We start from the raw sequence: 25122 nt of genomic DNA on the forward strand, positions 1-25122 counted from the left end.
TTGCTATTCAAGCAGCGGTTCGAGGCCGGGTGCTTTGTCAACCTCGGAGGGCTTGTAGAGTTTGTGCTGCGCCGTGGGGCCGAGCGCGTCCGTGACCACCGCAAGCCGCCAGGGATCCCCCCGCTTTGCGCACGCGCGCTCCTCACCCGTGAGCTGGAAGCCGGCCATCCCAGCCGAGGTGCCCTTCACCGCGAGCTTGAGCAAAGTGACGCCCTTCTTGTCCGACACCTCGATGTCGTAGCCAAGGTTCTGGCCTGCCACGTTCTCGGTCTTGTACCCGTAGCCCGCGAAGTGACGCGTCAGGTAGGCAATCGCGGCTGCCTGGACCTCTTCTCGAGATGCCTGGCCCGATGGGCCCTCCGGCGCCACAGCCGGCACGCCACCCCGCGCCCGGGCAGCTTGCAAGTCTTCCTCGGTCGGTAGCCACCCACGTCGGCCGCGAACCAGCAGTGCAACTTTTTGATCGGCATCCCACGCGGCGACGTGCCATTCTTCGTCATCCGCCACCCGCATCGAAACCTTGGCGGCTTTGTCGTTTTCCAGATCGAGGATGGGTACCCGGTTCGTCTGCAGTACGGCCCGGAACCCCTGAGCTGCGTCCAGCGAGCGCTTGAGCAATTTGAGTCTGTCTTCGGCGCGCTGAATTTGCAGAGCGGTGCGCTCTCCGCCGCCAATCCGATGCTGCGTATCCAGAGACTCGAGATAGAACCACCGCCCGCCGGCTCCGATGCTCACGAACTCGGCCCAAATGGTTGCGATGACGTTGTCGCCCGTCGCCAGCCAGGCGTGGTCGGACGCTTTCTGCCTCGCATCGAACACACCCATCTTGGCGATGATGTCGACGGGGGTGCGCTTCTCGCCTAACAGGCGCTTTTCATTGATGACCGCAAGTACCGCGGGGTCGACTTCTTTGTCCATTCGGTAGGATTCAGGCGAGTTGTGACCGGTTCAAGTATGCCGCGGACCGTGGTCGATGCTGGAAATAGCCATGACTCCCGCAAGCGTGCACTGGGTCGTCGCGCCGATCAGGCACCACAGCAGCGGGATCGGCCACAGCATCCATGCCAACGGTGCGAGCGGCCGCAAGAGGAGCAGCAGGCCCAGTGTCGCGAGCGCGGTCGGGTCCGGCGCCATGCCGAACAGCTCGGCCTCGCGCCACGGCCTGCCGAAGAGCAGCATGCCGAGCCAGGGCTGGATGACGAGCGCAAAGACGAGCAGGCCGAGGCCGAGATTGCCGCTCCAGCCGCGCTGCGTCCGGATGTGAATGCGTGCGCCGAACACGCCGAACAGGAGCAGCAGCAGGCCCTCGATCGCGAAGGCCGCGGCGAACCCCGTCGCCGCCCAGTTGATGGCGGCGTAGCGCTGCAGATGGAAGGCCCAGGCCACCCACAGCCAGCAGGCCGCGAGCAGCAGGCAGGCCACCCGCGCCGCCTGCACCCCGCCTTGCAGCGCTGTGTACAGCACCGCCAACCCGATCACCAGGGCGAGGAGGTGCGCCGGCCAGAGCTCGGCGTTGTAGAGCTCGAAGAGCCGATGGTAGGTGCGCGCCGAGAACAGCAGGAAATCCGACGGCCGGTAGCTCCACCACTCGGACACTACAGCGCCTCGACATAGGCCGCCATGCGCCGGCGCATCGCGGCATCGGGCATGCGGCCGAGGGCGGTGCCCATGTTCTGCCGCACGTGCGCCACGCTGCTGGTGGCGGGAATGGCGCAGGTCACGGCCGGATGCGAGACGATGAACTTGAGCGCGAACTGCGCCCAGCCGTCGCAGCCGATCTCGGCCGCCCAGGGCGGCAGCGGATGGCGCTGCAACCCGCGCAGCAGCGCACCTTCGCGGAAAGGCCGGTTGGCGATCACCGCGATGCCGCGCTCGCGCGCCAGCGGCAGGATGCGCTCCTCGACCTCGCGGTCGAGCAGGTTGTAGCTGATCTGCACGAAGTCGATAGCCTGGCTGCGCATGATCGATTCGATCTCGCGATGGCGCCGGCCTTCCGAGGTGGTGATGCCGACGTAGCGCAGCCGGCCGGCCGCCTTCATCGCGAACAGCGTAGTCAGGTGCTCTTCCCAGGCGAGCAGGTTGTGCACCTGCAGCAGGTCGAAGCGCGAAAGCCTCCACAGACGGCGCGATTCCTCGATCTGGCCCGGCCCGCGCGCGCGCGAGCCGATCCAGACCTTGTCGGCCGCGAACACGCGCGCCGCGCTGCCGATGCGGCCCAGGCCTTCGCCGATGACGGCCTGCGAGGAGCCGTACATCGGCGATGAATCGATCATGCGTCCGCCGGCTTCGAAGAAGGCGCGCATGACCTCGGTGCAGGCATCGCGCGCGACGCGGTCGTTGCCGACGTTGAAGGTGATCCAACTGCCCAGGCCCACCACGGGCAACTGCTCGCCGGTCGAAGGGATCGGCCGGGTCGCGGGGGCGGCCGTCGGCTGGGCGCGGCCGCGCGCCGGCCACAGCAGGGCCGGCGCCAGTACCGCGAGCCCCTTCTTCAGGAACTCGCGGCGCATCGAAGCGTGGCAATGACCGGTGGGCATGCGTGCATGGTGTCAAGGACGCGCCGCAGCCGCAAGCCCGTAGAGCAGCAGCGCGGCCAGCACCACGGCCGTGAACCCGAGATGGATCGCGAGCAGCGTGGCCAGCACCGCGCCGGTGACCGACGCGCAGCCGTTGATGCCCCAGGCCCAGGGAACGAGCCGGACATCCGCGGCCTCCACGCGCGCCAGGCCGAGCGGGAAGGGCATGCCCATGAAGAAAGCCAGCGGCGCGATGAGCGCGACAGAGAGCAGGATGCGCGCCGCCTCCGGCCACCCCATCGCGTGGCGGAAGAGCAAGGGAAGCAGCAGCAGGCACAGCACTGCCGCGAGCGCGATGGCGCCGGCCACCGCCGCCACCGGCACGGCACGCGCGGCGACGCGGCTGCCGATGCCCGCGAACAACAAGAAGGCGAACAGCACCACCGCCACCGCATAGAGCGGATGGCCGAGGAACAGAACGAGCTTCTGGATGAACGCGATCTCGATGAACATGAAGCCGAAGCCGATCGCCATGAAGTAGACCAACACGCGGCCGCGCGATCCGGCGAGCGGTGGCATGCGCCTGGCGCTCTGCCGGATGCCGACCCAGGCCAGCGGCAGGCCGATGAGAAGCAGGCTCGCGATCGCCGCTTGAGCGAGCGTCGCCACGAGCACCGGGTAGCCCCATTCCAGAAGCGGCAGGCCGCCTTGCTCCTTGAGCGACAGCAGTTCGGGCAGCGAGCGCCACTTGAAGAAGTGGAAGAAGTGCGGCCTGTCGTCGGTTGCCGGCGCGATGTGGAACTTGTAGTCCTCGAGAAACGCGTCCCGGCCCGGACCGAGCAGCGCCGTCGCGCCATCGAATAGGTCGGGACCTTCGACCACGTTGTAGCGGTTCGCCTCCTCCGGGCGCATGCCGGGATAGAAGCCGAGGTCGAAGGAGCGGGCGGCGCAGAAGGCCTTGATCGACGCGATGTCCTCGCTGCCGAACACGCCGTTCTTCACCAGCAGCGTGCTGGTCTTCCAGCTGCGCACCAGCGCGAGTTGCGATCCGGGATCGGTGGCGCCCGAGCGCTCCAGCGCCGCCACGGCGGCGGCGAAGAGCTTCAACGCATCGCGCGGCGGCAGCGTGACCCAGCGCGTGATCGCGAGCAGGCCGCCGGGCTGCAGGTGCCGCAACTGGTCCTGCAGCGCTTCGACCGTGTAGAGATGGTTCTCGGCCAGCGCGTAGAGGCCGGCCGACGAAGCGCTGAAGGAATCGAGCAGCGCCACCTGGATCAGGTCGTAGCGTTCGTCGCTGGCCGCGACGAAGGCACGCGCTTCGGCCACATGCACGCGCGCGATGTGCCCGTAGAGGCCGCCCGCATGCTCCGCGAAGCGGTCCCGCACCAGCTCGACCACTTGCGGATTGAGCTCCACCGCGTCGATCCGGCTCGCGCCGTGGTAGTGGGCCTGCAGCACGTCGGCCCCGGCGCCGGCCCCCAGCACCAGCACGTGCGGACGGCGCAGCAGGTGGTAGGGCAGTGCCGAGCTGATCTGGTCCAGATGGGCCAGGCTCTCGCGCCGCCCGTCGAATCGGGTCAGCGCGTTGAGTCCCTCGCCGTCGACGAAGACCGCGAGCTGCGGCGGCGGTTCCGCCGTCGCGTTGAGGCTCAAGCCCGGCGCGTGCCGCAGCGGAATGCGCGGGCTCTCGAGCACGCTGACCAGCCCGAGGGGGCTCGATCGCTCCTCGATCACGCGGGCTTCGGGAATGCGCAAGGTCTGCGACAGCTCCTTGTACGGCGACATGGCGGGCGCGATCCAGACTGCGGGCAGCAGCAGGAGCAAGGCAGCCGGCAGCATCGGCAGCAGCGCCGGCCAACGCCTGGGACGGCCGCATTCGAGCCATGCCACCGCCGCGGCAGCGAATCCCAGCGCGCCGATCAGCTTCAAGGCCTCGGCCGGCGAGAGCACGAACAGCAAGGCCACGATGCCCAGGCTGCCCGCCCCCGCACCCAGGATGTCGAAACTGTAGATGCGCGCCAGCTTGCCGCGAAAGCGCGACAGGGCCATGCACACGCAGGCGCCGGCGCACAGGAAGGGCAGCAGGAGCAGCAGGTAGATCGCCAGCAGGTTCGCGGGCTGGCGCGGATCCCAGAGCAGTTCCAGCGGATTGAAGGGCACGCGCTGCGCGAGCAGGAAGCAGCCGACGGCGCCGGCCCCGAAAGCCGCGGCGGATGCGCAGAACAGCGGCGCGAAGTGCCGCTGCACCGCATGCTGCGCCAGCGTCAGCACGGCGCCGCTGGCGCCCCAGCCCAGCAGCGCGAGGCTGATGATCATGTAGGCGAAGTGATGCCACAGCATGATCGAGAACAGCCGCATCAGCACGATCTCGTAGGCCAGCGCGGCGGCCGAGATCAGCGCCACGGCGATCAGCGGCGCGCGTGTCGCGGCCATGGCCGGCTCAACGCTTGCCGGTCAGCGGCACGAAGGCCACCGGCAGGATCTGCCGCGTCGAGACCGTCCCGTCCGCGTTCTTCTCGACCAGCATCAGTTGCTGGACCATGAAGGCCGCGCCCACCGGAATCACCATCCGGCCGCCGGCCCTGAGCTGGCGGATGAGCGGCGGCGGGATGTGGCTGGCCGCGGCGGTGACGAGGATGGCGTCGTAGGGCGCATGCTCTTCCCACCCGTGGTAGCCGTCGCCCAGGCGCACCTCGACATTGCGATAGCCCAGCGCCTGCAGCCGCTCCCTGGCCGCCAGACCGAGCGGCTCGACGATCTCGATGCTGTAGACCGCGCCGGCCAGCTGCGCCATCACCGCGGCCTGGTAGCCGGAGCCGGTGCCGACCTCGAGCACCTTGTGGCCGGGCTCCGCGCGGGCCAGGTCGGTCATCAAGGCGACGATGTAGGGCTGCGAGATGGTCTGTCCGTGGCCGATCGGCAGCGGCCGGTTCAGGTAGGCGTAGGGAAGCTGGTCGGCGGGAACGAAGGCATGCCGCGGCACCTTCGCCATGACCTCCATCACGCGCGCGTCGAAGGCGCGCTTGCCGGTGTCGGCGTGGGTCTCGCGCGCGTGTGCCGCGATCTGTTGCGCCATGCGCTGGCGCTCGGCCGCGAACGCGTCGGCCGCGGCGGACCGGCCCCCTGTCACGGCCAACAGGAGCGCGGCGGCAACGACAACGAGGCGGACGGTGAGTGCGGCCATCGTTTGCCGATCATGGCCCTGCGCGGGAGTGAGGTCCACCCCTCCAGGCCGTGCTGCCCCGTGCCCTGCCGCTGGGCTTGCATGGCGCCTCTTCGGTGCCGGCCTAGGGCTTTGCCTTAGGTCTTTGGCTCTACCCAGATTGGAGGACGCGGTCCGAGAACGGCCGATGTATAACCGCAAAGTTCTCACTTCTGGGGAGGGATATGGCAACTGCCTCGCCGGATCCGCGTGCTTCGGGCTTCGCATGGATCGCCTTGTGCGCCCCGTTCGTGATCACCGCTTGCGGTGGCGGCGGGGACAGTGCAGGCACCGGCATCGCCGGCATGCCCACCGGTGCCGGCGATGCACCGGCACCAGCGCCAGCGCCGGCCGCTGGAGCGATGCCCAAGCCGCCGTCTCCACCCTCGCCCATCAGCAAGGCCGTCAGATCGCTGGACGACATCGCCCGGCTGCGGCAGCTGGAGCGGGATCGCACCGCGCCCATCGACCGTGGCCCGGGCGCGCCCGACCAGACCATCGCCGCCGCCGCTGCGGCACCGGCAGCAGCCCCGGTGGCGCCCAGCACGGGCGGTCAATGGGCCGCCCCGATCACCTGGCCGATCAATGCCATCCACGCCGTGCTGACGCCCGACGGCAAGGTCATGAGCTACGGCACCGACCCGAGCGGCGCCCAGGGCGCCCAGCTCTACTACGACGTGTGGACGCCCGCCACCAACGCCCACAGCCTGCTGCAGCACACCACGCGCACTGATCTCTTCTGCACCGCCCAGTCCACGCTGCCCTCCGGGCTCGTGCTGCTGGCCGGCGGCGACACGCGCGGGGTGACGCCGAATCAGGTCAACGGGGGCGTGCGCGACGTCAACCTGTACGACCCGGCCGCGGCCACCATCTCGCCGGGGCCGCCGATGGCCTATGCGCGCTGGTACGGCACGCTGGTGCCGCTGGCCGACGGGCGCCAGCTCGTCCTGGCCGGCATCGACGGCGGGGGTGCGGGCTCCGGGGTGCCCGAGATCTACCGGCCCACGCTCGGCTGGCAGACCCTCAACATGCAGGACTGGCCGGCCGACTGGTTCTACCCACGCGCCGTGCTAGCGCCCAACGGGCGCGTGCTGGTGACCAGCGGCAACCGCCTGTTCAGCATGAACACCGAGGCCCCGTTCATCATGCAGATCGGGACGCTGCCCAAGACGGCGAATTGGGCCATGCCCTGGACCATGTTCGACCGCGGCAAGGTCCTGCTGATCGCCGAGGACGGCAGCGCGATGGTGGTGGATTTCAATGGTGCCACCCCCGTCGTGACCTCCATCCCGGGGCCCGGGGCCGACCGCATCTGGGCCACGGCGACCGTGATGGCGGACGGCAAGGTGCTGGTCACCGGCGGCTCGGCGAGCTACAACGAGCTGGTCGACACCGCCTTCACCGCGATGATCTGGAACCCGGCGAACGGGCAGTGGACCACCGGTGCGGCGGCGACGAAGGCACGCCTCTACCACTCGACGGCGATGCTGCTGCCGGACGGCACGGTGCTGTCGGCCGGCGGCGGCTCGCCCGGGCCGGTGGTGAACCTCAATGCCGAGATCTACTCGCCGCCCTACCTGTTCGACAGCAACGGCCAGCGCCGGCCACGCCCCATCATCGACCAGACACCGGCCCAGCTGACGCTCGGCACCGACTTCCGCGTCACCGTCGCGTCCTCGCGGCCGATCGGGCGCGTCACGCTGATTCGCACCGGCGCGGTCACGCATTCCACCGATTTCGGGCAGCGCTTCCTCGAGCTGCCCTTCACCCAGGCCACGGGAAGCGCGAACGTCGATATCACCTTCAACGAGAGCCCGAACGTCGTGCCCATCGGGCACTACCTGCTGTACGTGATCGACGACGCGGGCGTGCCCTCGATCGGGAAGATCCTCAAGGTGGATGGCAGCGTGACGAAGGTCGCCGACCAGGGCCAGACCTTCACCCTGCCTGCGCCCACCGTCGTGCAGTTCGGCGTGGGCGGGAACTGGACCCCGAAGACCGTCACCGGCAACGTCAGCTGCAAGAGCGATTTCTTCGGCATCAATCCTTCCCCCACCGTCACGAAGAGCTGCCACGTGCTCACGACCAAGGCCTCCGGCGTGACCCTGGGCAGCACGCAGACGACCACCGACCGCACCGTCGCCGCGCAAGGCGGCAGCTTCAACATGTCGAGCGCGACGCTGGTGAGCTACGGCGCCGACAACCGCTGGGTGCACAAGGTCGTGACCGGCGCCGCCACCTGCACCGTCTCCTTCTTCGGCAGCGACCCGGCGCCGTCGGTGGCGAAGTCCTGCGTGGCGGATTCGGGCGTCACGGGATCGCCCCCGCCGCCACCCCCGCCACCGCCACCGCCACCGCCACCGCCGCCACCGCCGCCACCAGCGCCGCCGCCATCGGGGACGACGCTGGCCACCGAAGGCGGCACCTTCACCGTGTCGAGCCCGACCCTGGTGCGCTATGGCGCCGACACGCGTTGGGTGGAGAAGACGGTCAACGGCACGGTGCCCTGCACCAACGAGTTCTTCGGCACTGACCCGGCGCCCTTCGTGGTGAAGTCCTGCGTGACGGCCACGGCCCCGCCGCCGCCTGCACCTGCGCCTGCACCTGCGCCTGCGCCTGCGCCTGCGCCTGCGCCTGCACCTGCACCTGCGCCTGCGCCTGCGCCTGCGCCTGCGCCTGCGCCTGCGCCTGCGCCTGCGCCTGCGCCCGCACCTGCGCCCGCACCTGCGCCCGCACCTGCGCCCGCACCTGCGCCTGCGCCTGCGCCCGCACCTGCGCCTGCGCCTGCGCCGCCGCCGTCCGGGGCGACGCTGGCCATGGAGGGCGGCACCTTCACGGTGTCGAGCCCGACGCTGGTGGCCTATGGCGCCGACACGCGCTGGGTGCAGAAGACCGTCAGCGGCACGGTGCCTTGCACCAACCAGTTCTTCGGCACCGACCCGGCGCCCTTCGTGGTGAAGTCCTGCAGGCTGGTGACCGCGTCCCCGCCGCCGCCACCGCCTGCGCCCGCACCCGCGCCTGCACCTGCACCCGCACCCGCACCCGCACCCGCACCTGCGCCTGCGCCTGCGCCTGCGCCTGCGCCTGCGCCTGCACCTGCACCTGCACCTGCACCTGCACCTGCACCGGCACCGGCCCCAGCGCCAGCGCCAGCGCCAGCGCCGCCACCCTCGGGCGCATTCCTGGCCAACGAGGGACAAAGCTTCACCGTGTCGGCGCCGACCGTGGTGAGGTATGGCGCCGATACGCGCTGGGTGGAGAAGACGGTCAACGGCACGGTGCCCTGCACCAACGCGTTCTTCGGCACCGACCCGGCGCCCTTCGTCGTCAAGTCCTGCCGCGTCGCCTGAGCCGAGGCTTCAGACGTCGAAGCGCACGCCCTGCGCCAGCCGCAGGGCGTGCGGCGGAACAGCGCCGAGCACACGGCAGGGCGCGTGCTTCATCAAACATCCGTGGACGGGACGGCACGCGGCACCGGGTCGAAGTAGGTGAACTGGTTCGGGATCGGCAAGGCCAGATTCGAGTACGAGAAAGACACGCTGACGTCCAGCGCGCGCACCTGGTGCCACCAGCCCAGCGGCAGGAACATGGTCTCGCCCGGCCAGACCACGACTTCGAGCACGCGCACGCCCTCGAACAAGGGAAACTGTCTCAGGTCGACCGCATCCAGGTCGATGGGGCTGAAGACGCCGTTCGTGTTGTACAGGCGCTGCCCCTGCAGCGGCGAGACGAGGCGCCAGCGCTTGCGCCCGACGACCTGCGTGTGGAACAGCATGATCGTGTCGTGGTGCAAGGGGGTGACGGTGCCTCCCGGCCCGAACCAGAACGAGGAACGCCCGGCCAGTTCCGCGCGATCGCAGCACGGCGGCAGGCTGCCGATGTCATCCAGCAGCGGCGCGAAGTCGGGCCGCCGCAACGCTTCGTTGTTGGCGGTGAGGTAGTAGTCGTTGCTTTCGCCGCCGGCGAGCACCTGGTCGACGAAATCGCCCAGGCGGAGAGTCCGCCGATGCGAGGCCTTGTCTTCTTCGTAGCGTGGATTCGCCTGGCGTTCGGCCTGGACCTCGACATCGACATGGCCGAACCGCATCTTCAGGTCGGCCGGCGACCACCGCCGCATCGCCGGCCAGTCCCGCGTATGGCCCGTGAGCACCAGGGGCCGGCAGCCCCGCACGTAGCGATCGATGAATTCGTCCTCGCTGACCGACACGCGCTTGTCCACGATGCCGTACATCGGGTCGATCTCCCAGAGCAGCTGCAGGTTGGCCAGCGTCGACTCGAGCTTGCGAAGTTGCTGCGCCCGACCCTCGGCCGCGATGTAGACCGCGTTGGCGGGCACCAGCTCGATCAGCTCCGCGCTGGCTCGCGCGTCGACGCCGGCAGCGGTCATGACCGCCAGCATCGATTCCGGCGTGCAGCCGCGCAGCAGCTGCTCGGTGACCCAGCGCACCCACTCGGGGGTCAGCGGTCCGCCCGCTGGAGCCGGGGATGCCTTCTCGGCCTGGCTCTCGGCCTGACTCTCAGGCGGCCGCGGCGGAGCAGGCGGCATAGCTGGATTCATGCGGCGATCTCCTGCGTTCTCTGCCTGTCCATTGTGTGCCGAACCCGGCCGAGATAGTGGCCGGACAGAGCTTCACCGTCTCGAGCCCGACCCTGGTGAGGGACGGTGCCGATACGCGCTGGGTGGAAAAGACCGTCACCGGCACGGCCCAATGCACCAACGCCTGCTTTGGCACCGACCCGGCGCCGTAGGTGGTGAAATCGTGCAGGGTGGCCTGAGCCGTCACTCGCAACGAAACAGAATGCCGGCTTCGGCCTGGGCCTTGCCGAGCATCCGCGCGGTCGAGGCTTTTTCTCGGCAGTAGTTCGATGCGTCGGCGGATGTGGGGGCGCGTAGCACGCCTTCGCGAACGCGGACGACCTCGTTGGGCGTGGAGCAGCCGGCGATGGCCAGGACGAGCGGGAGCAGGGTGCGCAAGTTCATTCGATTCTTGTGTGAGGTCTGTAGGGACCGGTTTTTTTCAAGCCAGCATCTTGTCGACGATGAGGTGCCAGTGCGTGGCATCGACGGGTGTGATCGACAGGCGATTGCCCTTGCGCAGCACCACCATGTCGGCCAGCGCGGGCGTCGCACGCATCTCGGGCAGGCCCAGCAGCCGGGTCTTGCGCAGCGCCTGCACGTCCAGCAGCAGCCAGCGCGGGTGTTCCGGCTTGGAGGCCGGGTCGTAGTAGGGCGACTTCGCATCGAACTGCGTCGGATCGGGCCGTGTGCCGGAAGCCACGCGAGCGATGCCCACGATGCCCGGTTGGGGGCAGCTCGAGTGGTAGAACAGCACGCCGTCGCCGATCTGCATCTCGCTGCGCATGAGGTTGCGCGCCTGCCAACCGCGCACGCCGGTCCATGGCACGGTCGCATCGGGCGCGGCCAACGCGTCGTCGATCGAGCACTCGTCGGGCTCGGATTTCATCAGCCAGTGGCGAGACATCGCAGGCTCAGCGCGTGGGCCGCGTGCCCATGGCCGTGAGCACGCCCAGGCCGATGAAGGAGGTGCCTGCGAGCCGGTTGCCCCAGACCGCATGCCGCGCCGCGCGGCCGAGGCGCGGTGCGACGAGACTGGCCGTCAGCACATAGACCAGGTCGGTGCAGCCGGCGACGGCTATGAAGACGCCGCCCAGCGCCAGGGTCTGCATCAGCGGGCTGGCGTGCGCGTCCATGAACTGCGGCAGGAAGGCGGCGAAGAACAGGGTGGTCTTCGGGTTCAGCAGCGCCACCACGAAGCCGTCGCGGAAGACGCGCCGCAAGGGCTTGCGCGGCGCCTGCGGCGTGGTGATTGCGATGGCCGGCGCCGTCCGCCACATCCGGATGCCGAGATACACGAGGTAGGCGGCGCCGGCCCACTTGACCACGGTGAAAGCGGTCGACGACACGGCGAACAAGGCAGCCAGGCCGAGCGCGGCGCCCACGGCGTTGGCGAGGTTGCCAAGTGCCACGCCCAGCACGGAAGCCAGGCCGCAGGCGCGGCCCTGCGCCAGAGTGCGGGCGACGATGTAGACGACGGCGGGGCCGGGCGTGAGGGCAAGCACCAGGCTTGCGGCCACGAAAGCCAGGAGGAGGGGCGTGTCGGGAAGCATGTGAACTCCAGAATTCTCAGACCGGCAAGTATCCCCGCACCATCGCTGATTGCAACTCACCCGGTGCGGTCCTGCCAGGCTTGCAGCGCAGCCTGCGCCTGCAGGCGCGCCGGCGCGGGAAGGAAGGAATGCTCGGCCGCTTGCAGGCCCATCGCCGCGAGGTCGCGCAGGCCCAGGCCGTTGTCGCGCACCAGGCCCATCGCTTCTCCGCTCATGCTGACCATCGAGATCAGCCGGTTGTCGGTATGGAAGGACAGGCTCAGGCCGGCCTGCCAGAGTCGCCGGATCGGGTGGGCCGCCAGCGATGCGGCAGCGCCGGTGTGGACGTTGCTGGTGGGGCACAGCTCCAGGTGCACGCCGCTGGCGCGCACTTCGTCGAGCATCGCGCGGGCCGCGCTGCCGGCCTCCGCGTCCAGCGCATCGGCCAGCCGCACGCCGTGCCCGATGCGGCGCGCACCCAGGCGCGCCGCTTCCAGCACGCGCTCGGCCGCGTCGGCCTCGCCAGCATGGCAGGTGATCGGCAGGCCGGCCTCGCGCGCAATGGCGAAGGCGGCGGCATGGCGCGACGGCGGATGGCCCCGTTCGGCGCCCGCCAGGTCGAAGCCGATCACGCCCTCGGCGCGGTAGCGCAGCGCCAGGCGCATCACGCGCTCGCTGTGCGCGCTGGGCTGCTCGCGCATGGCGCACAGGATCAGCCCGCTCGGGAGCGGGCTCTGGCGCAAGCCGGCCAAGAGCGCCTCGACCGCGGCCTCGGGCGGCACGCCCATCGGCTCGAACAGCAGCGGCGCGATGCGGAACTCGGCCAGCACGCAGCCGTCGAGCCGCGCGTCCTCGGCCGCCTCGAAGGCCACGCGCGCGAGCGCGGCGGGGCTGGCCATGGCCGCGACCGTGAGGGCGAAGCCGCGCAGGTACTCGGCGAGGCTGCCGGCATGGGCGCGCGCGTCGAACCAGGCCGCCAGCGCTGCGGCGTTCGGCGCCGGCGCGGCCAGGCCGCGTGCGCGCAGCAGTTCGAGCAGGGTGGCCGGTCGCAGGCCGCCATCGAGATGCTCGTGCAGCAGCACCTTCGGCAACGCCTGCAGGTGTTGCGCGAGCGCGAGAGAGAGCGGAGCGGCCATCGCGGCATGGTAGTGGAGCTAGTGGTGCCCCGGGGTTGATGCGGCGCAAGTCTTGCTATCCTGACCCGAGGCTCTCGCAAGCCCTGCAACGCAGCAAGAAGTCTTACAGCCGGATCGCCAACACCAAGGATGCGCACATGAAACTCAACAAGGCCCTCGTCCTCGCTTTCGCCGCCGGCGCCACGCTGGTGGCAGGTGCCGAGCCGGCCATCGTCTACGACATGGGCGGCAAGTTCGACAAGTCCTTCAACGAAGCGGCCTACCGCGGCGCAGAGATGTGGAAGAAGGAAAGCGGCAAGCCCTACCTCGACTTCGAGATCGCCAACGAGGCGCAGCGGGAGCAGGCCATGCGCCGCATGGCCGCGCGCGGCGCCAACCCGGTGATCGGCATCGGCTTCTCGCAGGGCAGCAGCATCGAGAAGGTGGCCAAGGAATTCCCCAAGCTCAACTTCGCGATCATCGACTCGGTGGTCAAGCTGCCCAATGTCGAATCGATCGTGTTCAAGGAGCAGGAGGGAAGCTTCCTGGTCGGCATGATGGCGGCGCTGGCCAGCAAGAGCGGCAAGGTCGGCTTCGTCGGCGGCATGGACATTCCGTTGATCCGCAAGTTCCAGTGCGGCTACGAGCAGGGCGCCAAGTACGCCAACCCGAAGGTCGAGGTGAGCTCGGTCATGACCGGCACCACGCCCGCCGCCTGGAGCGACCCGACGCGCGGCAGCGAACTCGCCAAGGCGCAGTTCGCCAAGGGTGTCGACGTGGTGTTCGCCGCCGCCGGCGGCACCGGCTCGGGCGTCTACCAGGCCGCCAAGGATGCGGGCAAGCTGGCCATCGGCGTCGACAGCAACCAGAACCACCTGCAGCCGGGCACCATGCTGACCTCGATGGTCAAGCGCGTCGACGTGGCGGTGCTCAACGCCGCGAAGAAGCCGACCCCGGGCGTCACCTCGCTGGGCCTGAAGGAAGGCGGGGTCGACTACGCGCTGGACGAGCACAACGCCAAGCTGGTGAGCGCCGACATGAAGGCGAAGGTCGACGCGGCCAAGGCCGACATCATTGCGGGCAAGATCAAGGTGGCCGACTACATGGCCGACAACGCCTGCAAACTGTGACTCTCCCCCAGGCTTCGCGCACTTCGTGTCGCTACGCCAACCCCCTCACCGGGGGCAACACCAGCGGCCCGGCAAAGCCGGTTCCGCGGTGTTCCTGGTATCGCGTGGGGGCATTCGCCTTGCGTGGGGCGCGCTGAAATTCCATGAACGAGAGCCCCGCGCCCGCGGTGCGCATGACGCGCATCGACAAGCACTTCGGCGCCGTCCACGCGAATCGCGAAGTCACGCTCACGGTGCCGGCCGGCACGGTGCATGGCGTGGTGGGCGAGAACGGCGCCGGCAAGAGCACGCTGATGTCGATCCTGTACGGCTTCTACCAGGCCGACAGCGGCGAGATCGAGATCGAAGGCAAGGCTGCGCAGATTCGCGGCGCGCACGAAGCCATTGCCCTGGGCATCGGCATGGTGCACCAGCACTTCATGCTGGTCGAGACGTTTTCCGCGCTCGACAACATCCTGCTCGGCGCCGAGCCGCACTGGCGGCTGCCGAACGCGCGCGCGCAGGTGCGCACGCGCCTCGAGGCGCTGATGCGCGACAGCGGCCTGCAAGTGCGCCTGGACCTGCCGGTCGAACAGCTGCCGGTTGGCGAACGCCAGCGCTTGGAGATCCTCAAGGCGCTGTTTCGCGGCGCGCGCATCCTGATCCTCGACGAGCCGACGGCGGTGCTCACGCCGCAGGAGACCGAGCAGCTGTTCGACACGCTGCGGGCCTTGCGCGCGCGCGGCACCACGGTGCTGCTGATCACGCACAAGCTCAAGGAAATCATGGCGCTGTGCGACGCGGTGACGGTGATGCGCGCGGGCGCCGTGGTGCTGGCCTGCGCCACGGCCGACACCAGCGTCGACGCGCTCGCGCAGGCCATGGTCGGACGCCGCGTGCAGATGGGGCGCGTGGACAGCGCCGCGCGCGCCGCGAGCGCCGCGCCGCTGCTCGAAGCGCGCGGCCTGAACTGGCGCGACGCGCAGGGCACGCCGCGCCTGGTCGACGTGTCGCTGCAGTTGCGTGCGGGCGAGATCGTCGGCATCGCGGGCGTCTCGGGCAACGGCCAGAGCGAGCTGCTGGAGGTGCTCTCGGGCATGCTGGCGCCGCAGGCCGGCACGCTCACGCTGGGCTCGCGCTCCTTCACGCGCGAGCATTGGCTCGACCCTGAAGCCGCGCGCGAAGCAGGGCTCGCCCATGTGCCGGAAGATCGGCACCGGCGCGGCCTGGTGCTGCCCTTCGCGGCCTGGGAATCGGCCGTGCTCGGCTATCAGCGGCGCCCGCGCTACAGCCGGCACGGCTGGATGAGGCAGTCGGCCATGCAGGCCGACACCGCGCGGATGATGGACGAGTACGACGTGAGGCCGCGCAATGTGCGCCTGACGAGCGCCAAGTTCTCCGGCGGCAACCAGCAGAAGCTGGTGCTGGCGCGCGAAGCCGCGCCGAAGCCGCGGGTGCTGCTGGTGGGCCAGCCGACGCGCGGGGTCGATATCGGCGCCATCGAGTTCATCCACGGTCGCCTGCGCGCGATGGCGGCCGGCGGCGGTGCGGTGCTCGTCGTCTCGTCCGAGCTCGACGAGATCCTGGCGCTGGCCGACCGCGTGCTCGTGATGGCCGGCGGACGCATCGTCGGCGAGCGCCCGGTTGCCCAGTGCGACGAGACCACGCTGGGCCGCCTGATGTGCGGCGCGGGCGACGAGGTCGCGAAGTCGTGAATCCTCAAGGCACCGATCTGCCGCGATGGATCGACCTCTTGGTCCTGCCGCTCGTCAACCTCGCGCTGGCCCTCCTGGCCTGCGGCATCGTCGTCGCCGTGGTCGGCCACAACCCCTGGCAGGTGCTCACGCTGCTGATCCAGGGTGCCTTCGGCAGCCGCATGGGCCTGAGCTACACGCTGTACTACGCCACCACCTTCGTCTTCACCGGCCTGGCGGTGGCGGTCGCTTTCCATGCGGGCCTGTTCAACATCGGCGGCGAAGGCCAGGCCATGATGGGCGGGCTGGGCACCGCGCTGGCGGCCCTGGCGCTGGGCGAACACCTGCCGCGCTGGGCCATGCTGCCGCTGATGATCGGCGCCGCCATGCTGTTCGGCATGTGCTGGGCCGCGGTGCCGGCGGCGCTGCAGGCCTGGCGCGGCAGCCATGTGGTGATCACCACCATCATGTTCAACTTCATCGCCTCGGCGCTCCTGGCCTATCTGCTGGTCGACGTGCTCAAGGAGCCCGGCAACATGACGGTGGAGAGCCGCGCCTTCGCGCCGTCGGCGCACCTGCCCGGCGTGCACGAAGCGCTCGCCGGCCTCGGCATCGAATGGCCGGCCTCGCCGCTCAACCTGAGCGTGCTGCTGGCGCTGGCCGCGGCCGTGGCCGTGTACCTGCTGCTGTGGCGCTCGCAGCCGGGCTACGCCATCCGCGCGGTCGGCCATGCGCCGGAGGCGGCGCACTACGGTGGCATGCGGCCGCGCGTGCAGATCATGGTGTCGATGGCGTTGTCCGGCGCGCTGGCCGGGCTGGTGGGCATCAACGAGATCGCGGGCGTGCACGGGCGCTTGCTGCTCGAGTATGTGGTGGGCGCCGGCTTCGCCGGCATCGCAGTCTCGCTGATCGGGCGCAACCACCCGGTGGGCATCGTGCTGGCAGCGCTGCTCTTCGGCGCGCTGTACCAGGGCGGCTCCGAACTGGCCTTCGAGATTCCCGGTTTCAGCCGCGACATGGTGTACACGCTGCAGGGCCTGATCGTGCTGTTCTCCGGCGCGCTGGCGCATGTGGCGGCGCCGACGCTGGCACGGCTGTGGCGCGCGACGCGCCGTGCGCCGCGCGCCGCGGCGGCAGCAGGGAGCACCGTCGATGGATGAAGTCGCGCTCGGCACCTTGCTGGCCTCGACCCTGCGCGTGGCGACGCCGCTGATCCTGTGCGCGCTGGCCGGTGCGCTGGCCGAGCGCTCGGGCGTGATCGATCTGGGCCTCGAAGGCAAGATGCTGTCCTGCGCTTTCGCCGCCGGCAGCGTCGCTGCGCTGAGCGGCTCCTTGGCCCTGGCCCTGGCCGTGTCGCTCATCGTCGGCGTCGCGCTCTCGCTGCTGCAGGGCTTCGGCTGCGTGACCCATCGCGGCGACCAGGTGGTGATGGGCATGGCCATCACCATGACGGCCGCCGGGCTGACGGTGGTGCTGGGCATCGCGTGGTTCCAGCAGGGCGGCCAGACGCCCCCGCTGCCCGACACGGTGCGCCTCGCGCCGTGGGGGGCGGGCGCCGGCGAGGCGCTGCGCGCGCTGCCCTGGGTGGGCACGGTGCTGGGGCTGGGCCTGTTCGGCCACAACGCGCTGGTGTATCTCGCCATCGCGCTGGTGCCGGCCGTCTGGTGGCTGCTGTTTCGCACCCGCTTCGGCCTGCGCCTGCGCGCCACCGGCGAGAACCCGGCCATGGTGGATGCGGCGGGCGTTTCCATCACCGCGCTGCGCTACCGGGCGCTCATGCTCAACGGCGTGCTGTGCTCCCTGGCCGGCAGCTACCTGGTGCTGGCGCAGAATCCGTCGTTCATGCCGAACATGACGGCCGGCCGCGGCTACATGGCCCTGGCCGCCATGATCTTCGGCAAGTGGCATCCGGTCGGCGCCTTTTTCGCCTGCCTGTTGTTCGGCTTTCTCGATGCGGTGTCGATCCGCTTGCAGGGCACGGTGCTGCCCTTGGTCGGCGCCGTGCCGGTGCAGGCGGTCCAGGCCTTGCCCTACCTGATGACGGTGGTGCTGTTGGCCGGCTTCGTGGGCAAGGCGCGTGCGCCCAAGGCGCTCGGCATCCCGTACGTGAAGGAGCGATGATGGCCGTTTCGCAGACCCAGATGACGCAGTTGATCGATGCCGCCCGCGCCGCCCGCGAGCGCGCCTATGCACCCTATTCGAAGTTCGCGGTCGGCGCCGCGCTGCTCGACGAACGCGGCCAGGTCCATGCGGGTTGCAACATCGAGAACGCCGCCTATCCGCAGGGCCAGTGCGCCGAGGCCTCGGCGCTCGCGCACCTGGTGCTGGCCGGCGGCACGCGGGTGCTGGCGGCGGTGGTGGTCGGTGTGGCCAAGGCGCCCGTCACGCCGTGCGGCGGCTGTCGCCAGAAGCTGCGCGAGTTCGCCGACGACGACACGCCGGTATGGTGTGCCGACCTGCGCGAGGTGCGCGGCCGCTACACGCTGGGCGAACTGCTGCCGGCGAGCTTTGGTCCGGCGCATCTTCCGTCGCCATGAACGCCATCGAAGCCAGTGCTGCGCGCATCCGCGCCAAGGGCCTCGCGCCCGAGCTGGCCGTCGTGCTCGGCTCCGGCTGGGACCGCGCGGCCGAACTCGTCGAGGCGCCGGAAGACATCCCCTATCCCGAGCTGCCCGCCTTCCCGGCGCTGAACGTCGCCGGCCATGCCGGCATCCTGCGGCTGGGCCGCATCGGCGGCCGCGCGGTCGCGCTCTTGCGCGGCCGCAAGCACGTCTACGAAAGCGGCGACGCGGCGGCCATGAAGGGCCCAATCCGCAGCCTGGCCGCCGCCGGCTGCCGCATCCTCGTGCTGACCAATGCCGCCGGCAGCCTGGACGCGAACATGGGCCCGGGCTCGCTGATGCTGATCGCCGATCATCTCAACATGGCCCAGCGCACGCCGCTGCACGACGAGCCCGGCTCGGACCGCTTCGTCGACATGAGCGATGCCTACGATCCGGCCTTGCGCGCGCAGGTCCGCGCCGCGGCCGCGCAGGCGGGCATCGCGCTGCACGAAGGCGTCTATGCCTGGGTGCTGGGCCCGCAGTTCGAGACCCCGGCCGAGATCCGCATGCTGCGCCTGCTGGGCGCGCAGGCCGTGGGCATGAGCACCGTGCCCGAAGCCATCCTGGCCCGCCACGCGGGCCTGAAGGTGCTGGCCTTCTCGATGCTCACCAACATGGCTGCGGGGCTCTCCGATGAAAGCCTGAGCCACGCCCACACCCTGCGCAACGCGCGCGCCGCCGACCAGGACGCATCGCGCCTGCTCGCAGCGGTCATTGCAGCGATCTGATCTGCTCTAGAGGATTCGACCCATGCGCATGCCATTCATCGTCGTCGCCGCCGCGCTGGCCCTGCTGGCCGGCTGCGCCACGGCGCCGGGCGAGCGCGCGCCGATCAAGCTGACCGTGCTGCACACCAACGACCACCACGGCCGCTTCTGGACCAATGCCGACGGCGAATACGGCATGGCCGCGCGCAAGACGCTCATCGACCGCCTGCGCGCCGAGGTGCGGGCCAGCGGCGGCTACACGCTGCTGCTCGACGGCGGCGACATCAACACCGGCGTGCCCGAGTCCGACCTGCAGGACGCCGAGCCCGACTTCAAGGGAATGAAGCTGCTCGGCTACGACGCCTCGGCGGTCGGCAACCACGAGTTCGACAAGCCGCCCGCGGTGCTGGACAAGCAGCGCCAGTGGGCCGGCTTTCCGCTGCTCTCGGCCAACATCTACAAGAACGGCCAGCGCATGTTCGAGCCCTACCGCGTGTTCGAGCGCGGCGGCTTGCGGATCGCGGTGCTGGGCCTGACCACCGACGACACGGCCAGGATGGTGATGCCCGCCAACATCGCGGGCATCGAATTCCGCAAGCCCATCGACGAGGCGGCCCAACTGCTGCCCGAGCTGCGCGCCAAGGCCGACATGGTGATCGCCGCCACCCACATGGGCCACTACACCGACGGCCGGCGCGGCGTCAACGCGCCGGGCGATGTGGAGATGGCGCGCGCCACCCGCGGGCTCGACCTGATCGTCGGCGGCCACAGCCAGAACCCGGTCTGCATGCTGCAGGAAAACCTGCGCAACGACGCCTACGTGCCCGGCACGCCCTGCGCGCCCGACCGTCAGAACGGCACCTGGATCGTGCAGGCGCACGAATGGGGCAAGTACGTGGGCCGGGCCGACTTCGAGGTGCGCCCGGGCCGGATCGAGTTGATCAAGTACCAGCTGATTCCGGTCAACCTCAAGCGCACTGTGGACGGCAAGAAGGTCGCGTATGAAGAGACCATTCCCGAGGACGCCGGCGTGCGCGCCTTCCTGCGGCCCTTCCAGGACAACGGGCAGGCGCAGCTGACGGTGCCGGTGGGCGAAGCGGCCGGCGTGTTCGACGGTGATCGCGAACGGGTGCGCAGGCAAGCCACCAATCTCGGCCGGCTGATCGCCCAGGCCATGCGCGACAAGACGGACGCCGATGTCGCGCTCATGAATTCGGGCGGGGTGCGCGATTCGCTGCCCGACGGCCGCATCACCTACCGCGACGTGCTCAAGGTCCAGCCTTTCGGCAATCAGGTGACCGTGGTACAGCTCACGGGCGCCGAGCTGCTGGGCTACCTCGAAGCCGCGGCCAGGATGACACCGGGCTCGGGCGGCTTCCCGCAGACGGCGGGCGTGCAGATGCTGATCGAAGGCGGACAGCTGAAGGATGCCAAGGTCAACGGCCAGCCCATCGACCCGCGGCGCGCGTACCGGCTGGCGATCAACAACTTCACTGCCACCGGCGGCGACGGCTATCCCAAGCTGGCGACGCATCCGGGCTACCTCAACACCGGCTTCGTCGATGCCGAGGTGCTGCGCGCCTACATCGCCGGCCGCAGCCCGCTCAAGGCCGCCGACTACGCACCGGGCGACGAGGTGTTAAGGAGATGATGTGGAAACCGACATGACACGCGACGCGCGCATTGCGCTGGCCTGCCTGGACCTGACCAGCCTCAACGACGGCGACGACGCGGCCGCCATCGATGCCTTGTGCGCCAAGGCGCAAGGGCCGGCCGGCCCGCCGGCGGCGCTGTGCGTGTGGCCGCGCTTCGTGGCGCAGGCCAGGGCCGCGCTGCCGGCATCGATCCGCGTCGCGGCCGTGGCCAACTTCCCCGACGGCGCGCTCGACAGCGAACGCGCCTTGCGCGAGACGCAGGCCATCCTCGCGGCCGGCGGCGACGAAGTGGACCTGGTCCTACCCTGGCGCGCTCTCGCCGCGGGTAATGCGGACAGCGCGGCGGCCCTGGTCGCGCAGGTGCGCGCGGCCTGCGCGGGCAAGACGCTCAAGCTCATCATCGAATCCGGCGAACTTCAGTCGCCAGAACTGATCCGCCAGGCCTGCCGCATCGGGCTCGATGCCGGAGTTGACTTCCTCAAGACCAGCACCGGCAAGACGGCCACGGGCGCGACGCCCGATGCCGCGCGCGCGATGCTCGAGACCATCGCCGGCCACGCGCGAAAAGATGAGGTCGGCTTCAAGGCCTCGGGCGGCGTGCGCACGGTGGCCGATGCGGCGATCTACATCGCGCTGGCGCGCGAGATGCTGGGCGAGTCGGCCATCGGACCGAAGCGGCTGCGCTTCGGCGCCAGCGGCCTGCTGGCCGACATCGAGTCGGTGTTGTTGCAGAAAGGCGCCGGCAAGCCATCCGTTCCCGGAGACTATTGATGCTGCTGCCGGCCGAGGTCATCCGCGCCAAGCGCGATCGCCATGCGCTCTCGCCGGCGCAGATCGAAGCTTTCGTGCGCGGCCTCACCGACGGCAGCTGGAGCGAAGGCCAGATCGCCGCGCTGGCGATGGCGATCCTGCTCAACGGCATGGACGATGGCGAATGCGTGGCACTGACCCGCGGCATGACGCATTCCGGCGAAGTGCTGCAATGGCCAGATGTGCCGGGCCCGGTGCTCGACAAGCATTCCACCGGCGGTGTGGGCGACAAGGTGAGCCTCATGCTGGCGCCGATCGTCGCGGCCTGCGGCGGCGTGGTGCCGATGATCTCCGGCCGCGGCCTGGGCCACACCGGCGGCACGCTGGACAAGCTCGAATCGCTGGCGGGCTACCGCGTCGAGCCGTCGCTTGATGCGCTGCTCGCCGTTCTGCGCGATGCCGGCTGCGCCATCGTCGGCGCCGGCCCCACGCTGGCACCCGCCGACAAGCGGCTCTACGCGATTCGCGACGTGACGGCCACGGTCGAATCGCTGCCCTTGATCACCGCCAGCATCCTCTCCAAGAAGCTCGCGGCCGGGCTCGAGGGACTGGTGCTCGACGTGAAGGTGGGCAACGGCGCCTTCATGCCGCGCCTGGACGGCGCGCGGGCGCTGGCCAAGAGCCTGGTCGACGTGGCGGCCGGCGCCGGCTTGCGCGCGGAGGCGCTGATCACCGACATGAACCAGGTGCTGGGCCGCAGCGCGGGCAATGCGCTCGAAGTGCGCGAAGCGATTGATTTCCTGATGGGCGACGAGCGCGAGCCGCGGCTGCTCGAAGTGACCCTGGCGCTCGCGGCGCGGCTGCTGCGCCTGGGCGGCCTCGCGGCCGACCTGCCCGAGGCCAGGGCCCACGCCATGCGCGCGCTCGACAGCGGCGCGGCCGCCGAGCGTTTCGCGCGCATGGTGTCGGGCCTGGGTGGTGCGAGCGACCTCGGGCAAGCAGTGCGCCAACTGCCGGAGGCGCCGGTGCAATGCGATCTGCCGGCACCGCAAGACGGCGTACTGGTGGCGGCGGACGTGCGCGCCATCGGCCTGGCCATCGTTGCCCTGGGCGGCGGCCGGCGCCGCGCCGAAGACCGCATCGATCCGCGCGTCGGGCTCACGCAGGTGCTGCCGCTGGGCAGCAAGGTACGCAAGGGCGAGCCGCTGGCGCGCGTGCATGCGGCCAGCCAGGCCGATGCCGAAGCGGCGATCGCGGCGCTGCAGGCGGCCATGCGCATCGAAGAAGACGGCACGCAAGGGTCGGCAGCGTCTGATGTGCCGGCCCCGGTGATCTGCGCGGAGATCACGCGGGCGCCGTAGCGCGCCCCATGCCTGGACTCAAGGCCGCAAAGCCTGCGTCAACTCCATCACCGACGACAAGCCCGCCGCGATGCGCGGCGCGAGGAAGGCGCCCATCTGCGGTATCAGCAGTTGCAGCATGCCGATGCCCGCGAGCAGCGTCAGCGGAAAGCCCACCGCGAAGATGCTGAACTGCGGCGAGGCGCGGTTCAGGATGCCCATCGCCAGGTTGAGCGTGAGCAGCGCCGTGACCAGCGGCAGCGCCAGCATCAGGCCGTTGGCGAAGATCTGGCCGGCGCCCGCGACGAGGAACATCCAGCCGCGCGCGGCCAGCGGCGCGTCGGCAATCGGCAGGGTCTGGAAGCTCTCGGCGAGCGCGGCGATCAGCAGCAGGTGGCCGTCGAGCGCGAGGAAGATCAGCATCGCCAGCATGTGCAGCAGGCGCGCGACCACCATGGTGGCGCCGCCGCTCATCGGATCGAAGAAGGACGCGAAGGACAGGCCCATCTGCAGGCCGATGTACTCGCCCGCCGCCAGCACGGCGGCGAACACCAGCCGCATCGCGAAGCCGATGGCGCCGCCGATGAGCACCTGCTGCACCAGGATCCAGACGCCGCCCGCGGACACCACCGGCACCGGCGGCATCGGCCCGATGGTGGGCGCGACGGCCACCGCGAGCAGGGCCGCGATCGCGACCTTGATCTGCCGCGGCACGCCCGGCTCCCCGAAGATCGGCGCGGTGCTGACCAGCGCCAGCATGCGCACGAAGGGCCAGAGGAAGGCCACCATCCAGGCGTTGAGTTCCCCCGAGGTGACCGAAAAGACCGGTGGCATTGCGCCTCTAGGTCACGAGCTGCGGAATGCTCGAGAACAGCGTGCGCATGTAGTCCACGATCTGGCCCAGCATCCAGGGCCCGGCGATCACCAGCACAGCGAACACCGCCAGCAGCTTCGGGATGAAGGACAGCGTGGCTTCGTTGATCTGCGTGGCGGCCTGGAAGATGCTGATGACCAGGCCGACCACCAGCGCCACCAGCAGCAGCGGCGCGCCGAGCAGCAGCGACACATGGATCGCCTGGCTGCCGATGGCCATGACGGATTCGGGCGTCATAGATAGAAACTCTCGGCCAGCGCACCGATCAGCAACTGCCAGCCGTCGGCCATGACGAAGAGCATCAGCTTGAAGGGCAGCGCGATGGAGGCGGGTGGCACCATCATCATGCCCATCGACATCAGCACGCTGGCCACCACGAGGTCGATGATGAGGAAGGGGATGAAGATGGTGAAGCCGATCTGGAACGCGGTCTTCAGCTCGCTGATCACGAAGGAGGGCAAGAGGATGCGCAGCGGCACTTCCTCAGGCCCTTCCATCGCCGGCACCTTGGCCAGCTGCGCGAAGAGCGCGAGGTCGTTCTCGCGGGTCTGCTTCAGCATGAAGGTCTTGAAGGGGCCGATGCCGCGTTCGAGCGCGCGCTCGGCGCTGATCTTGTTTTCGGAGAAGGGCTTGTAGGCCTCGTTGTAGACCTTGTCGAAGACCGGCGACATCACGAAGAAGGTCAGGAAGAGCGACAGGCCCACCAGGATCTGGTTGGGCGGCGACGATTGCGTGCCGATGGCGGTGCGCAGCAAGCCCAGCACGATGAGGATGCGCGTGAAGCTGGTCATGCACAGCAAGAGCGCCGGCAGGAAGGACAGCGAGGTCAGCAGCACCAGCGTCTGCACGCTCAGCGACCAGGTCTGGCTGCCGCCCGGGCCGGGCGTGCTCACGAGGCCGGGCAGGCCCTGCGCCCAGGCGGCGATCGGCAGTGCAGGCAGCACGAGCGCCAGCAGCAGGCCCGCGCGGCGCAGGCAGCGACGACGGTGGCCCTGCATCATTCGCCCGGCCGCGGCCTGACGCCGAGCGATTCGCGCAGCTTCTGCGCGAACAGGCCGAGCGCCTGGGAGGTTCTCGCATCCAGCGGCGTGGCCGCCGGCGCCGAGGCCACGGCTTGCGCCGGCAGCGTGTGCAGGGTGTTGATCTGGCTGGCCGTGACGCCCAGCACGAGCCAGGTCGCACCCACTTCCACCACCACCACGCGCTCGCGCTGGCCGACCATGGAGCTCGACACCACCTTCACGAGATTGCCGCCGCCGAAGCGCTGCAGGCCGAAGCGGCGTGCCATCCATGCGCACGCAAAAATCAGCGCGAGCACCACCAGCATGCCGAAGCCGGCCTGCAGCAGGCCGGAGGTGCCGACTGCCGGCGCGGCCTCGGCGGCGGGTGTCGGCACGGTGGGCAGCGCCGCGCGCGCCGGCAGCGTGCATGCCCACGCAAGAAGAGAGG

The 25122-nt window shown here is 70.0% G+C and carries 25 protein-coding genes; 10 read left to right on the forward strand and 15 right to left on the reverse strand.

Annotated features, from left to right (window positions below; genetic code table 11):
- Positions 1-3: 3 nt before the first annotated feature.
- The 5 genes from ACSQ89_RS08365 to ACSQ89_RS08385 are packed head-to-tail and all read right to left on the reverse strand — an operon-like array spanning position 4 to position 5700.
- A complete protein-coding gene (locus ACSQ89_RS08365) occupies positions 4-918 on the reverse strand; it encodes a protein NO VEIN domain-containing protein (RefSeq protein WP_436290817.1) in 915 nt (304 codons plus the stop codon).
- 30 nt (positions 919-948) lie between these two features.
- Positions 949-1596 carry a DUF6064 family protein gene (locus ACSQ89_RS08370; RefSeq protein ID WP_436290816.1) on the reverse strand — a complete coding sequence of 216 codons (648 nt, stop codon included), beginning with the start codon at positions 1594-1596 and terminating at the stop codon, positions 949-951.
- Positions 1596-2537 (reverse strand): aldo/keto reductase, encoded by a 942-nt coding sequence (locus ACSQ89_RS08375; protein ID WP_436290815.1) that lies wholly within the window; start codon positions 2535-2537, stop codon positions 1596-1598. Before ACSQ89_RS08375 ends, ACSQ89_RS08370 begins: the two co-directional genes overlap by 1 nt.
- A gap of 12 nt (positions 2538-2549) precedes the next feature.
- Positions 2550-4949, reverse strand: a complete 2400-nt coding sequence (locus ACSQ89_RS08380) for a spermidine synthase (protein ID WP_436296167.1) — start codon at positions 4947-4949, stop codon at positions 2550-2552.
- Between the two features lie 7 nt (positions 4950-4956).
- A complete protein-coding gene (locus ACSQ89_RS08385) occupies positions 4957-5700 on the reverse strand; it encodes a protein-L-isoaspartate(D-aspartate) O-methyltransferase (RefSeq protein WP_170855455.1) in 744 nt (247 codons plus the stop codon).
- A 203-nt stretch (positions 5701-5903) separates the two neighbouring features.
- Between ACSQ89_RS08385 and ACSQ89_RS08390 the strand changes: the two genes are divergently transcribed.
- Positions 5904-9068 carry a galactose oxidase-like domain-containing protein gene (locus tag ACSQ89_RS08390; RefSeq protein WP_436296168.1) on the forward strand — a complete coding sequence of 1055 codons (3165 nt, stop codon included), beginning with the start codon at positions 5904-5906 and terminating at the stop codon, positions 9066-9068.
- Positions 9069-9160: 92 nt separating this feature from the next.
- Here the strand turns inward: ACSQ89_RS08390 and ACSQ89_RS08395 are convergent, their stop codons facing one another.
- Genes ACSQ89_RS08395 through ACSQ89_RS08420 form a run of 6 tightly spaced genes read right to left on the reverse strand, consistent with a single transcriptional unit; the run spans position 9161 to position 12962 of the window.
- Positions 9161-10276, reverse strand: coding sequence for a cupin-like domain-containing protein (locus ACSQ89_RS08395; RefSeq protein ID WP_436290812.1), 1116 nt, complete (start codon positions 10274-10276; stop codon positions 9161-9163).
- Entirely contained in the window at positions 10236-10502 is a 267-nt protein-coding gene (locus tag ACSQ89_RS08400; RefSeq protein ID WP_436290811.1) for a hypothetical protein, read from the reverse strand. The genes ACSQ89_RS08395 and ACSQ89_RS08400 overlap by 41 nt, the downstream gene beginning before the upstream one ends.
- Positions 10499-10699: a hypothetical protein gene (locus ACSQ89_RS08405; protein WP_093101984.1), complete on the reverse strand. Its 201-nt coding sequence runs from the start codon at positions 10697-10699 to the stop codon at positions 10499-10501. The genes ACSQ89_RS08400 and ACSQ89_RS08405 overlap by 4 nt, the downstream gene beginning before the upstream one ends.
- Before the next feature lie 37 nt (positions 10700-10736).
- Positions 10737-11201, reverse strand: coding sequence for an EVE domain-containing protein (locus tag ACSQ89_RS08410; RefSeq protein WP_093101986.1), 465 nt, complete (start codon positions 11199-11201; stop codon positions 10737-10739).
- A gap of 7 nt (positions 11202-11208) precedes the next feature.
- Entirely contained in the window at positions 11209-11847 is a 639-nt protein-coding gene (locus ACSQ89_RS08415) for a LysE family translocator (RefSeq protein ID WP_436290810.1), read from the reverse strand.
- A 56-nt stretch (positions 11848-11903) separates the two neighbouring features.
- A complete protein-coding gene (locus ACSQ89_RS08420) occupies positions 11904-12962 on the reverse strand; it encodes an adenosine deaminase family protein (RefSeq protein ID WP_436290809.1) in 1059 nt (352 codons plus the stop codon).
- Positions 12963-13099: 137 nt separating this feature from the next.
- On the opposite strand from ACSQ89_RS08420, the gene ACSQ89_RS08425 reads away from it, so the two are divergent.
- From ACSQ89_RS08425 to deoA, 9 genes are all read left to right on the forward strand, one after another.
- A complete protein-coding gene (locus ACSQ89_RS08425; RefSeq protein ID WP_093102651.1) occupies positions 13100-14071 on the forward strand; it encodes a BMP family lipoprotein in 972 nt (323 codons plus the stop codon).
- Between the two features lie 143 nt (positions 14072-14214).
- Positions 14215-15765, forward strand: coding sequence for an ABC transporter ATP-binding protein (locus ACSQ89_RS08430; protein WP_093101990.1), 1551 nt, complete (start codon positions 14215-14217; stop codon positions 15763-15765).
- Positions 15762-16904, forward strand: coding sequence for an ABC transporter permease (locus tag ACSQ89_RS08435; RefSeq protein ID WP_436290808.1), 1143 nt, complete (start codon positions 15762-15764; stop codon positions 16902-16904). The genes ACSQ89_RS08430 and ACSQ89_RS08435 overlap by 4 nt, the downstream gene beginning before the upstream one ends.
- Complete coding sequence (locus tag ACSQ89_RS08440) at positions 16897-17865, forward strand: ABC transporter permease (protein WP_093101993.1); 969 nt, start codon at positions 16897-16899, stop codon at positions 17863-17865. The genes ACSQ89_RS08435 and ACSQ89_RS08440 overlap by 8 nt, the downstream gene beginning before the upstream one ends.
- Complete coding sequence (locus ACSQ89_RS08445; RefSeq protein WP_436290807.1) at positions 17865-18281, forward strand: cytidine deaminase; 417 nt, start codon at positions 17865-17867, stop codon at positions 18279-18281. Before ACSQ89_RS08440 ends, ACSQ89_RS08445 begins: the two co-directional genes overlap by 1 nt.
- Positions 18278-19075 carry a purine-nucleoside phosphorylase gene (locus ACSQ89_RS08450; RefSeq protein WP_436290806.1) on the forward strand — a complete coding sequence of 266 codons (798 nt, stop codon included), beginning with the start codon at positions 18278-18280 and terminating at the stop codon, positions 19073-19075. The genes ACSQ89_RS08445 and ACSQ89_RS08450 overlap by 4 nt, the downstream gene beginning before the upstream one ends.
- Positions 19076-19097: 22 nt before the next feature.
- Positions 19098-20705 (forward strand): bifunctional UDP-sugar hydrolase/5'-nucleotidase UshA, encoded by a 1608-nt coding sequence (gene ushA, locus ACSQ89_RS08455; RefSeq protein ID WP_436290805.1) that lies wholly within the window; start codon positions 19098-19100, stop codon positions 20703-20705.
- 13 nt (positions 20706-20718) lie between these two features.
- Complete coding sequence (gene deoC / locus ACSQ89_RS08460) at positions 20719-21480, forward strand: deoxyribose-phosphate aldolase (protein ID WP_436290804.1); 762 nt, start codon at positions 20719-20721, stop codon at positions 21478-21480.
- On the forward strand, positions 21480-22820 hold the full coding sequence (gene deoA / locus ACSQ89_RS08465; RefSeq protein ID WP_436290803.1) for a thymidine phosphorylase: 1341 nt from the start codon (positions 21480-21482) through the stop codon (positions 22818-22820). The genes deoC and deoA overlap by 1 nt, the downstream gene beginning before the upstream one ends.
- Before the next feature lie 18 nt (positions 22821-22838).
- Here the strand turns inward: deoA and fliR are convergent, their stop codons facing one another.
- The 4 genes from fliR to fliO are packed head-to-tail and all read right to left on the reverse strand — an operon-like array spanning position 22839 to position 25069.
- Positions 22839-23633: a flagellar biosynthetic protein FliR gene (gene fliR / locus ACSQ89_RS08470; RefSeq protein ID WP_093102000.1), complete on the reverse strand. Its 795-nt coding sequence runs from the start codon at positions 23631-23633 to the stop codon at positions 22839-22841.
- 7 nt (positions 23634-23640) lie between these two features.
- A complete protein-coding gene (gene fliQ / locus ACSQ89_RS08475; protein WP_093102001.1) occupies positions 23641-23910 on the reverse strand; it encodes a flagellar biosynthesis protein FliQ in 270 nt (89 codons plus the stop codon).
- Positions 23907-24674: a flagellar type III secretion system pore protein FliP gene (gene fliP, locus ACSQ89_RS08480; RefSeq protein WP_436290802.1), complete on the reverse strand. Its 768-nt coding sequence runs from the start codon at positions 24672-24674 to the stop codon at positions 23907-23909. Before fliP ends, fliQ begins: the two co-directional genes overlap by 4 nt.
- On the reverse strand, positions 24671-25069 hold the full coding sequence (gene fliO, locus ACSQ89_RS08485; protein WP_436290801.1) for a flagellar biosynthetic protein FliO: 399 nt from the start codon (positions 25067-25069) through the stop codon (positions 24671-24673). Before fliO ends, fliP begins: the two co-directional genes overlap by 4 nt.
- Positions 25070-25122: the final 53 nt, after the last annotated feature.

This window comes from Variovorax sp. LjRoot175 (assembly GCF_964253805.1).
Lineage (GTDB): Bacteria > Pseudomonadota > Gammaproteobacteria > Burkholderiales > Burkholderiaceae_C > Variovorax.